The sequence below is a fragment of the Veillonella sp. genome (assembly GCF_015058545.1).
Classification (GTDB): Bacteria; Bacillota; Negativicutes; order Veillonellales; family Veillonellaceae; genus Veillonella_A.
On record NZ_SVCB01000145.1, the window covers coordinates 1 to 11,115 of the forward strand.

Here is an 11,115-nt window from a genome sequence, read left to right on the forward strand (position 1 = left end):
AAAGCATTAGTTGAATATGCAATTCAATTAGTGTTTGAATATTTGCCGGAAGCATTTTCAAACGGTACGAATAGTTATGCCAGAGAACAGATGCATGTGGCTTCCTGTATGGCTGGTATGGCATTTAATTTGACGAACTTGGGATTAAATCACGGTATGGCACACGCTATCGGCGGTAGATTCCATGTACCGCATGGACGAATCAATGCTATTTTATTGCCGCATATTGTGGCGTATAATGGTGATTATCAAAACAAAGATTTATATGCTGCTAAGAAATATACTAGATTGGCGAATATTGTTAAAGCGACAACTAGTGTAAATCCGAGAATCGGAGTGGCTGCTTTAATTCGGCAGATTAAGCATTTACAGAGTACTCTGAAAATGCCTTTAACATTAACTGATTGTGGGTTTAATCGTAGTGAAATTATGGAGAGCGGTGATGCTATTGCAAAAGCAGCGTTAGCTGATGCATGTACAGCTGCTAATCCAAGAATACCTACGGCAGATGATATTAAAAATATTTTAAATCAAATTGCTTAACCGTCAGTCTGATAAGGTAATGCTGGAAAGGTGTGGCTATGGAAGAAAAACAGCGTATGATTCAAGAATACGTTCCTGGGAAACAGATAACGCTAGCCCATATTATTGCCAATCCGGCTAAGGAGATTTATGGTAAGTTGGGATTACCCAGTGATGTATACAATGCACTTGGGATTTTAACAATAACACCGGCAGAAGCAGCTATAATCGCTGTTGATATAGCAACTAAAAGTGGTGATGTTAGTTCCGTTGAAACAGCGTTGCGAGCTGTTGTGGACGGGCTACGAAATATTTTAAAATTTGCATTAGGTTGTGAAATTACCAGAACCTAAGAAATAGAGGAGACCTACTTATGCGAGGAAGAATAGTTATTGTCGATGATGAGCCAATAACTCGTTTAGATATTAAAGATATCTTAACAGATGCAGGCTATGAAGTAAGCGGCGAAGCAGCCGATGGCTTTGAGGCAGTAGAGATTTGCCGTAATGTAAAACCGGATTTAGTATTGATGGATATTCAAATGCCGGTACTTGATGGTTTAAAGGCAGCAAAAAAAGTTGCGCAGGATAAATTGGCGAGCAGTATAGTATTTTTAACTGCTTATGGAGATTTTGAAAATACAGAAAAAGCGAAAAAGCTTGGTGCAACAGGCTATTTAATTAAACCAATTGATGAAAAATCTCTTATTCCGACTATTGAAGTAGCAATCGCTAAGGGGCAACAAACTGAAAATTTAGAACAAGAAATTGAGGGATTAAAGCTTCGTTTAGAAGAACGGAAAGTAATTGAAAAGGCTAAAGGAATTCTGTGCCGTGATTTAAAAATTACTGAGGATGAAGCCTATAAAAAATTACGTCGCTTGAGCATGGATAGACGCTCTAAAATGAGTGAAATTGCTGAATTAATTATAATGGATAGTGAATGATATGGCGTTAGATATAGCTAATCCTGATGAAGCAATTTTACGCAAACTGTGTGATACCTATTCGGACTTAACTGCGGATGAAGTTAAAGAATTAGTACAAGTTATATATCATTTGGCTGATTCAGTATTATATCCTGATGCAGATGTATTTATTGACATTTATAATGAAGTAATGAAATCTGCTTTAGTGGTATATCATAGACGGCCTTTAATTAAGCCGTCTATGTATGAAAAGACGGTAGTAGGATTAGATGCTTTATTGGAAAATGAACCGGGTGTTTTACGATCTATTGAAACCGGTTTAAATACATTAGGGCTTATTGCGGTATCTCAAGAAGGAAAACTAATTACACAAAATATTTACCCCATAAAATTATTGGACAAAACTATCGGTGTTTTAATTGTAGAAACTGATGCAGGATCGCCTGGAATGGCTACTTCTAATGATCTAAAGCCAAGTACTATTATGAGTGCGGAAGAAGAGGCACAGAACTTTTTCGTAGATCGATTATCTGAAAATGTCCTTATTTTCGATGGCGACGGTTATTTAATAACGGCCAATGAAGAAGCAAAGCAATTGTATAAAAAATTGGGGTATCGAGATGAAATAATTGGTTTGTTTTATGATAATTTAACATTAGACTATTATACATTTGATTATATTAAATTTCGTGCAGAACGCTCATCAAGTAATTGGTTTTTTGATGCGGAGACCCATTATTTGCAGTATTATTTTACGATTAAGTATAGTTGGATTAAAAATAAGCAGCGTTTAGTTGTGATTATTCAGGATACAACAGAGGTAAAAAAGCGAGAAGAAGAACTGGTATTAAAAGCAGTTGCTATTCGTGAAATTCATCATCGTGTAAAGAACAACTTGCAGTCAATAGTATCTTTATTGAAGATACAAGAACGGAGGGCTCAGTCAGACGAAACGAAGAAAGTGTTGCATGATAACATATCGCGTATTATGACGATTGCGTCAACTCATGAGTTACTTTCTAAACAAGTTGACAGTTATACTTCGTTAAAACAAACGTTAACTACAGTCATCCATAATTTCCATCATATGTTTGGAAATTTCAGAGATATTGAAATATTTATGCATGTAGATGACTCAATATACGTAACAACTGACCAAGTTGTTACAATCTCTTTGATTGTAAATGAATTATTACAAAATGTTTTTGATCATGCATATTTACCTGATCAGTTAGGAAAAGTGCAGATTATCGGTAAAATAGTAGACTCTAAAATTTATATTGAGGTATCCGATGATGGTTGTGGATTTGATACTAAGACTGTCAAAGCTGATAGTTTAGAGCTTCTTATCATCAATGGATACGTCAAAGATAAATTAAAAGGTAAATTAAATATTGAGTCCGGTAAATCGGGGACAAAAGTATATTTTCGATTTCAAAAAAGCAACGATGTAGTTGTATAGCGAAAGCAAAGGCGCTTAAGCAAAGAATGATTTTTATTTCTTATGCTTAAGCGCTTTTTTTGTATCGTTAAGAAAGGAGGCCACATGGATAAAGAAACACTATTGACGGTAGGGATTGACTTAGGGACATCCACAACACAGCTTATTTTATCAGAGTTGACCGTAGAGAATTTTGCATCTGCGTTTACGGTACCGCGAATAGAAATTTCCGATAAAAAAGTTATCTATCGAAGTGATATTATGTTTACTCCGCTTATTAATCAAGTTGAAATTGACGAAAATAAAATAAAAGAATTCGTAGCTTTACAATATGATAAGGCCGGCATTGTTAAGGATGATATAAAAATAGGCGCAGTCATTATAACCGGTGAAACAGCTCGAAAATCTAATTCATCAAAAGTATTACAGGCTTTAAGCGGATATGCCGGAGATTTTGTAGTGGCTACGGCCGGTCCTGATTTGGAAAGTATAATTGCCGGTAAAGGGGCCGGAACTGAAACCTTATCACGTGAACATAGAGGTAATATAGTTAATTTTGATATAGGTGGAGGTACTAGTAATCTGGCAATGTTTAGAGCCGGCGATGTTGTTGATACAGCTTGCTTCGATATTGGTGGTAGGCTTATTAAGATAGATTCCAATAGCCATACTATTACATATATAGCACCTAAAATATTAGAAATTATAGAGAAAAAGCATTTATCTTTAGCAGTTGGTAATCATGTGGTGCCGGAGGACTTGATGCCTATTATAGATGAACTTGTGAAAGCATTGGAACAATCTATAGGATTAGGCGAAGAAACGCCATTCTATAATCTGTTAATTACACATCATGACTTAAAAATAAAGACAAATGTTAATGCAGTTACTTTTTCCGGTGGTGTTGCTGATTGTATAAAGGCTAATAACGTTACAGATTGGTTTCAATATGGTGATATTGGATTATTATTGGGCAATCGTATAAAAAATTCATTGTTTTTTACCAAATGTCATGTGTTTGACACAGTAGAGACAATACGGGCAACAGTGGTTGGTGCCGGTTCTCATACGGCAGAAGTTAGTGGCTCAACTATCAGTTATACGGATGACATTTTACCTATAAAAAATGTGCCGGTTTTAAAGCTTGCTAAAGAGGATGAACAATTAACCGCTTCGGAATTGGCCACTCAAATTCGTAGTAAATTAGATTGGTATCTAATGGATGATAATCAATTAACAAATGTGGCCCTTTCTTTTCAAGGAATAAAATCTCCGTCATTTGCAGATATTCAGCGCTATGCAATGGGAATTACAGAAGGGGTAGCAAAATTACGCGAAGCCGGATTTCCCTTATTGATTATTGTGACTGAAGATATGGCGAAAGCTTTGGGAAATAGCATATATTCTATGTTACCGGAAAAAAGCCCGTTTGTTTGCATTGATTCTATTGTCGCCGAAAACGGTGATTATATAGATATTGGTACGCCTGTGGCCGGAGGTAATGTATTGCCGGTCATTATCAAAACACTTGTTTTTAATTAGAAGGAGTGATGGAAGCATGATTTTAAAGACTCGACTCTTTGGTAATACGTATGAGTTCGGCTCTGTGAAGGAAGTATTGGCCAAGGCTAATGAAGAAAAATCAGGGGATAAGTTGGCCGGAGTAGCGGCGGCTTCTGCTGAAGAACGCGTAGCAGCAAAAACAGTTTTAGCGCAACTTACGCTGAACGACTTATTTAATAATCCTGTTGTACCTTATGATGAAGATGAAGTAACACGAATTATTATTGATCAGGTCAATACTCGAATCTTTGATTCTATTAAGAACTGGACCGTTGAAGAATTAAGAGAATGGTTATTATCTGATACCACTACGGATAATGATATTAAGTTTGTTAGACGCGCATTGACTGCTGAAATGATTGCGGCTGTATGTAAGCTCATGTCAAATATGGATTTAATCGTTGCAGCGAAAAAATTCGTATTGAAAAAACGGCTAATACAACAATCGGTAGACCAGGTACATTCTCGGCTCGATTACAGCCTAACCATACAACTGATAATATTGACGGTATCATGGCATCGGTTATGGAAGGTTTATCCTATGGCATCGGTGATGCCGTAATTGGATTAAATCCGGTTGATGATTCAGTGGAAAGTGTAAAAAGAATTCTACATAAATTTGAAGAGTTCAGAAGTGAATGGGATATTCCAACTCAAACCTGTGTATTGGCACATGTAACGACTCAAATGGAAGCAATTCGTCAAGGTGCACCAACAGGCTTGGTATTTCAATCTATAGCGGGATCTGAAAAAGGTAATACTGCTTTCGGTCTTAATGCTGCAACGTTGGAAGAAGCAAAAGCATTGGCTTTAAGAGAAGGTCGTGTAGCAGGACCTAATGTAATGTATTTTGAAACAGGACAGGGGTCCGAATTATCGTCAGATGCACATAACGGAGCCGACCAAGTAACAATGGAAGCAAGATGCTATGGCTTTGCTAAAAAATTTGACCCTTATATCGTAAATACAGTAGTTGGTTTTATCGGACCGGAATATTTATATGACTCTAAACAAGTTATTCGTGCCGGTTTGGAAGATCACTTTATGGGTAAACTAACCGGTATTTCTATGGGCTGTGATGTATGTTACACCAATCATATGAAAGCGGATCAAAATGATATGGAAAACCTGACAATACTTTTAGCAAGTGCAGGTTGTACATATATCATGGGTATTCCACATGCTGACGATATTATGTTGAACTATCAAACTACCGGTTTTCATGAAACGGCAACAATTCGCGATATGTTTAATTTACGTCCTATTAAAGAATTTGAAATTTGGTTGGAAAAGATGGGCTTTATGGATAATGGCAAATTGACTCCAATAGCAGGCGATGCATCTGTATTCTTGAAATAAGCGAGGTGATAAGGATGAATGAAACAGAATTAAAAGGGATGATTGAATCTATTTTAGGTGAGTTAGTAAAAGCTAAAGGATTAGATAGCGTTGAACCTGCCAAACGGACCGAAGAAGTAAATAAGTTAGGCGATTCTGTCGGGAGTAATATTATTTCAAATGAAATTCTACCGGATATTTCAGAAGTCGATTTAAAGAAGCAATTGTTAGTAGATAACCCGCATGATAGAGAAGATTATTTGAAAATGAAAAGTTATACGGCTGCACGGTTGGGTGTAGGCCGTTGCGGAACCCGATATAAAACACAGTCGGTTTTGCGCTTCCGGGCGGATCATGCAGCTGCTCAAGATGCGGTATTCTCAGATGTTAATCCTGAATTGGTTGAAGAAATGGGATTTATTCCGGTTCGAACGGTATGCAAAAATAAAGATGAATATATTACGAGACCGGATCATGGTCGAATCTTTGACGAAGCAAATACCGAAATTATTAAACAGAATGTCAAAAAAGGTGCCAAACTTCAAGTCGTTGTAGGTGATGGCTTAAGTTCAGCAGCTATTGAAGCAAATATTCGTGATGTTATTCCGGCTTTAAAGCAGGGCCTTAAAAAATACAATCTCGATTTTGATAAGGTTTTATTTGTTAAGTATTGTCGTGTACCGGCAATGGATCCAATCGGCGAAATTAGTGATGCTGATGTGGTATGTCTCTTTGTGGGCGAACGCCCAGGCTTGGTAACAGCTGAATCAATGAGTGCATATATAGCATATCGACCTACCGTAGGAATGCCTGAATCTCGACGTACTGTAGTGTCTAATATACATAAAGGTGGTACACCGGCTGTAGAAGCAGGTGCCTATATTGCAGATATTATTAAAAACATGTTGGAAAAGAAAAAATCCGGTATTGAATTGAAATAGGTAAAGGAGGGACGTTTGTGAAAAATCAACGTTTAGGTGCTAACGTATTGAGCGTACAAATTATTCCTAATGTGGATGCCGGACTTGCAACGCAATTAGGTTTGACAAGTGCTCAAAGATCATTGGGCCTCATTACGGCAGACTGTGATGATGTTACATATGTTGCTTTGGATGAAGCTACAAAAACCGCAGAAGTTGATGTTGTTTATGCTAAAAGCTTTTATGGTGGTGCAGGTAACGCATCTACTAAATTAGCTGGTGAAGTTATCGGGATTTTAGCCGGTCCAAGTCCGGCAGAAATTACTAGTGGCTTAGAAACCGCAGTACATGTAATTACAGAAGAAGCTAGTTTTATCAGTGCTAATGAAGATGGTTCAATACCATACTTTGCACATGTAATTTCTCGATCCGGTCGTTTTTTATCTAAATCGGCGGAAATTAATGAAGGTGAAGCTATTGCCTATTTAATTGCTCCACCTTGTGAAGCTATGGTTGGCCTTGATGCGGCATTAAAAGCTGCAGATGTTAGATTATGTGTATTTTATGGCCCTCCATCTGAAACTAACTTTGGCGGTGGCTTGTTGACAGGTAGTCAATCTGCTTGTAAAGCAGCGTGTACCGCATTTGCTCAAGCTATTCAGAATGTAGCTGATAATCCATTAAGCTATTAAGGAGGACTAAATGAAGGCACTAGGCATGGTAGAAGTAAGAGGTTTCCTAGGTGCTGTTAGTGCTGCTGATGCAGCCTTAAAGGCTGCAAATGTGGAATTGAATAGTGAACAACGTGTAGGTGGCGGTCGAAGAACGATTTTGCTTGTCGGTGATGTAGCAGCAGTTCAAGCCGCGGTTGATGCGGCTGTAGTTATAGCGAAACAGCTTGGTTGCTACTGCACGAGTCATGTAATCCCACGAGCTGACGAAGCTATTGCAAAGTTAATGGGTGGTAAATTAGCACAAAGTGCTGAATCTGATGATGCAGATAAAGAGTTAATAACAGCAAACACAAATAATGGGTTAAAGACTTCTGAGACAGAACCGTTAGAAAACCTTGCCGGTGATCCTGAAAAGAATTCAGAGACACAGGTAGCTTTGGAAACTGAAGATATAGAAGAAAAAAAGGAAAATTTTGATGAGAGTGCATTACGACAAAAATTAATGGCGTATAAAGTTGTAGATTTGCGTAAAAAAGCATATGCCATGAATGTACACGGTATGAAACGAACAGCAATTAAATTTGCCAATAAAGAGGCCCTCATTAAAGTGATTATAGATGAAGTGAAACGAGGTGGCACGTTTTGAACTTAGTTGATAAGGATTTACAATCCGTTCAAGAGGTTCGTCTTCTTTTGGCAAAAGCAAAAGAAGCCCAAAAAAAATTAGCAGTACTTACACAAAGTCAAATTAATGATATTACAAAAGCCGTTTGCGAAGCGACTTATAAAGAACGTGTTCGTTTAGCAAAACTAGCCCATGAAGAAACCGGATTCGGTAAATGGGAAGATAAAGTTTTAAAAAATGCGTTTGCATCAAAACAAGTTTATGCTCATATGAAAGATATGAAAACGGTTGGTGTCATTAATGATGATAGAGTTAATAAGGTTATGGAAGTCGCTGTTCCGGTAGGTGTTATTGCCGGTTTGGTACCGTCAACAAATCCAACATCTACAGTAATTTTCAAATCTTTGATTGCGTTAAAAGCGGCTAATAGTATTGTGTTTTCACCACATCCTACAGCAATTAAATGTATTGGTGAAATCGTAAAAGTTATTCGCAAAGCATTGAAAGAAATCGGAGCACCTGAAGATGCTGTATCTTATATGACAATGCCGACCATGGAAGGCACTGCCGAATTGATGAAAAGTAAGAATACAGATTTAATTTTAGCAACAGGTGGTTCGGCTATGGTAAAGGCTGCTTATTCTTCCGGTACACCTGCTTTGGGCGTTGGTCCGGGCAACGGTCCTGCTTATATCGAAAGAAGTGCGGATGTTAAATTAGCAGTAAAGAGAATTATTGATTCCAAAACGTTTGATAATGGTACTATTTGTGCCTCAGAACAATCCATCATTGCTGAAACTGTTAATAAAGATGCAATTTTAAAAGAGTTAGAGGCCCAGGGCGCATACATTTTAAACCCGGAAGAAGCTACACGTTTAGGTACCTTTATTCTACGTGCTAATGGGACTATGAACCCTGCAATCGTCGGGAAGTCAGCACAAGTTATCGCTAAATTGGTTGGCCTTGAAATTCCATCCGATCGAATTTTATTAGTTGCACCGGAAACCGGAGTAGGACCTAAGTATCCGTACTCTCATGAAAAATTAGCGCCAATTCTTGCTTTTTATACGGTTGCTAATTGGGAAGAAGCTTGTGATTTATCCATTCGCATCTTAGAGAATGAAGGTGCAGGTCATACTCTAATTATTCATACTGAAAATAATGATATTGTACGTAAATTCGGTTTACGTAAACCGGTGTCAAGATTACTTGTAAATACGCCGGGGGCGTTGGGCGGAATCGGAGCTACTACTAATATCACACCTTCATTAACTTTGGGGTGTGGAGCAGTGGGGGGCAGTGCTACATCAGATAACGTAGGTCCTCAGAATTTATTTAACTTACGAAGAGTAGCGTATGGTGTCCGCGAATTGGAAGATTTACGTAAAACTGAAAACGCCGATAGCGTGCCTGTTGGTGCTACATTAGGAGTTGAATCGCAAGAAGTAGTTATTCGTGCTATTGTAGAACAAATTATGGCTAAATTGAAATAGCTTTTATTTGGATGGTAATAATATTAATTAGATATATTACAAATTATTTTAATTTTAATTTTTACTAGTTATTTTTAGGAGGTAATTATTATGTCGAGCACAAATGCATTAGGAATGATTGAAACAAGAGGTTTGGTTGGCGCTATTGAAGCGGCAGATGCAATGGTAAAAGCTGCGAATGTAACACTTATCGGTAAAGAACAAGTTGGCGGCGGTTTGGTAACAGTTATGGTCCGTGGTGATGTTGGTGCTGTAAAAGCAGCTACTGATGCTGGTGCAGCAGCTGCTGAACGCGTAGGCGAACTTTTATCCGTACACGTAATTCCACGTCCACATACTGAAGTAGATGCAATTTTACCTGGCAAAGCTGAATAATTTACCGTTTACGAAATTACGGGCAGTGCGTAAGTAGTGATAGAGAGCGCGTAAAGCGCTCTCTATTCATAAGAAAGGGTTCCTATGAAAGTTATAACTGAAGAAACAATCCGTCAATTATTACGGAAACAACAACTTCATAGAGGCGAAGCATTAAAGGTATCTGAACCTAGTATAATTACGCCATCAGCTCAATCCTATTTACGAGAACATCAAATTCAGGTTTTGCAGCTTAGCCAAAATTCAAACGATTCCGATAACTCGCAGACATTAACATCGTGTGCTAGGGAAGTATATTGTCATGATGAGTTAAGTTATCTGGATAATGAAGTATTAAAACTTCGAGATTTGTTATATTTCCCTTTGTTACCGGATGATTTTTTTGATGAACAGCTTTGGCAATATTGGCAACGACAGCAATTGGCACTTGAAGAATTTAAAGTAAAACAATATAAAGTGCGCTTACAGATGGGATTATCATTACCGCGGCAAGTATTTAATTTTAAATTGTGCTCATGGCGTCTTTGGCAATGCTCAGTGATGTCTCTGCGGCGACAATTGGAATATGTTGAAAGTTTATTAAAGCCGTACGATACAATTTCACAATCGTTTTCTGACTGGATTAGTCAGATAGAAGGAATCCTTGATAATTCGTAAGGAGGTGATAGGGTGAATGTTATAGATGATATTGTTAATGAAGTATTGAAACAAATTGGAGAAGTATTACCAAATAAAGATAAGACTTTTGTAATTGAAGGTTCTGGTCGACATGTTCATTTATGTAGGCAAGATATAGAGCGTTTGTTCGGTGAAGGCTATGAGTTAACTAAAGTTAAAAAATTATCGCAACCCGGACAGTTTGCTTGCCAAGAGCGTGTAAATTTGGTAGGGCCTAAAGGGATGCTAACTAATGTTGTTATTTTAGGACCCGAGCGAGAATATTCCCAAGTAGAGGTTTCTTTAACCGATGCTCGGTTGTTGGGCGTGAAAGCACCTACTCGAGAAAGTGGGGATTTGAAAGGCTCAGCCGGAATTATAATCGTAAATAAAGATCGACATATAGCCTTAGAGGAAGGTTGTATTGTCGCTAAACGGCATGTTCATGTAGCAGAGGCTGATGCAGCACGTTTAGGCGTTACTAATGGGCAAATTGTAAAAGTAAAAACTCATACGGATAGACCACTTATTTTTGATGATGTAGTTATAAGAGTAAGCCCTAAGTATCAAACTTTTATG

The 11,115-nt window shown here is 37.8% G+C and carries 12 protein-coding genes and 1 pseudogene; all 13 read left to right on the forward strand.

What is annotated here, in order from left to right; all coding sequences use genetic code 11:
* The coding region (locus E7204_RS09075) for an iron-containing alcohol dehydrogenase (protein ID WP_295183857.1) at positions 1 to 543 on the forward strand (543 nt) is incomplete at its 5' end.
* A gap of 38 nt (positions 544 to 581) precedes the next feature.
* Positions 582 to 875 (forward strand): propanediol utilization protein, encoded by a 294-nt coding sequence (locus E7204_RS09080; protein ID WP_295183860.1) that lies wholly within the window; start codon positions 582 to 584, stop codon positions 873 to 875.
* Positions 876 to 895: 20 nt separating this feature from the next.
* Positions 896 to 1,468, forward strand: coding sequence for a response regulator (locus E7204_RS09085; RefSeq protein ID WP_021842170.1), 573 nt, complete (start codon positions 896 to 898; stop codon positions 1,466 to 1,468).
* 1 nt (position 1,469) lies between these two features.
* On the forward strand, positions 1,470 to 2,912 hold the full coding sequence (locus E7204_RS09090) for a sensor histidine kinase (RefSeq protein ID WP_295183882.1): 1,443 nt from the start codon (positions 1,470 to 1,472) through the stop codon (positions 2,910 to 2,912).
* A gap of 84 nt (positions 2,913 to 2,996) precedes the next feature.
* Positions 2,997 to 4,433, forward strand: coding sequence for an ethanolamine ammonia-lyase reactivating factor EutA (eutA, locus tag E7204_RS09095; RefSeq protein ID WP_295183864.1), 1,437 nt, complete (start codon positions 2,997 to 2,999; stop codon positions 4,431 to 4,433).
* A 16-nt stretch (positions 4,434 to 4,449) separates the two neighbouring features.
* Positions 4,450 to 5,813, forward strand: a pseudogene (locus E7204_RS09100) (ethanolamine ammonia-lyase subunit EutB).
* Positions 5,814 to 5,827: 14 nt separating this feature from the next.
* Positions 5,828 to 6,733: an ethanolamine ammonia-lyase subunit EutC gene (gene eutC, locus E7204_RS09105; protein ID WP_295183868.1), complete on the forward strand. Its 906-nt coding sequence runs from the start codon at positions 5,828 to 5,830 to the stop codon at positions 6,731 to 6,733.
* 17 nt (positions 6,734 to 6,750) lie between these two features.
* Entirely contained in the window at positions 6,751 to 7,404 is a 654-nt protein-coding gene (gene eutL, locus E7204_RS09110) for an ethanolamine utilization microcompartment protein EutL (RefSeq protein ID WP_021842175.1), read from the forward strand.
* Positions 7,405 to 7,414: 10 nt separating this feature from the next.
* Positions 7,415 to 8,032 carry a BMC domain-containing protein gene (locus E7204_RS09640; protein WP_021842176.1) on the forward strand — a complete coding sequence of 206 codons (618 nt, stop codon included), beginning with the start codon at positions 7,415 to 7,417 and terminating at the stop codon, positions 8,030 to 8,032.
* A complete protein-coding gene (locus E7204_RS09120; RefSeq protein ID WP_295183873.1) occupies positions 8,029 to 9,504 on the forward strand; it encodes an acetaldehyde dehydrogenase (acetylating) in 1,476 nt (491 codons plus the stop codon). Before E7204_RS09640 ends, E7204_RS09120 begins: the two co-directional genes overlap by 4 nt.
* 90 nt (positions 9,505 to 9,594) lie before the next feature.
* Positions 9,595 to 9,879, forward strand: a complete 285-nt coding sequence (gene eutM, locus E7204_RS09125; RefSeq protein WP_021842178.1) for an ethanolamine utilization microcompartment protein EutM — start codon at positions 9,595 to 9,597, stop codon at positions 9,877 to 9,879.
* A gap of 84 nt (positions 9,880 to 9,963) precedes the next feature.
* Positions 9,964 to 10,536 carry a hypothetical protein gene (locus E7204_RS09130; protein ID WP_295183876.1) on the forward strand — a complete coding sequence of 191 codons (573 nt, stop codon included), beginning with the start codon at positions 9,964 to 9,966 and terminating at the stop codon, positions 10,534 to 10,536.
* A gap of 12 nt (positions 10,537 to 10,548) precedes the next feature.
* On the forward strand, positions 10,549 to 11,115 hold a 567-nt coding region (pduL, locus tag E7204_RS09135; RefSeq protein ID WP_295183879.1), incomplete at its 3' end, for a phosphate propanoyltransferase.

Bases quoted from the DNA above. Each gene is read 5' to 3' on its own strand.
- eutA (WP_295183864.1), top strand. From the start codon at position 2,997: ATGGATAAAGAAACACTATTGACGGTAGGGATTGACTTAGGGACATCC.
- E7204_RS09130 (WP_295183876.1), top strand. From the start codon at position 9,964: ATGAAAGTTATAACTGAAGAAACAATCCGTCAATTATTACGGAAACAA.
- E7204_RS09085 (WP_021842170.1), top strand. From the start codon at position 896: ATGCGAGGAAGAATAGTTATTGTCGATGATGAGCCAATAACTCGTTTA.
- E7204_RS09080 (WP_295183860.1), top strand. From the start codon at position 582: ATGGAAGAAAAACAGCGTATGATTCAAGAATACGTTCCTGGGAAACAG.
- eutC (WP_295183868.1), top strand. From the start codon at position 5,828: ATGAATGAAACAGAATTAAAAGGGATGATTGAATCTATTTTAGGTGAG.
- eutM (WP_021842178.1), top strand. From the start codon at position 9,595: ATGTCGAGCACAAATGCATTAGGAATGATTGAAACAAGAGGTTTGGTT.
- E7204_RS09090 (WP_295183882.1), top strand. From the start codon at position 1,470: ATGGCGTTAGATATAGCTAATCCTGATGAAGCAATTTTACGCAAACTG.
- E7204_RS09640 (WP_021842176.1), top strand. From the start codon at position 7,415: ATGAAGGCACTAGGCATGGTAGAAGTAAGAGGTTTCCTAGGTGCTGTT.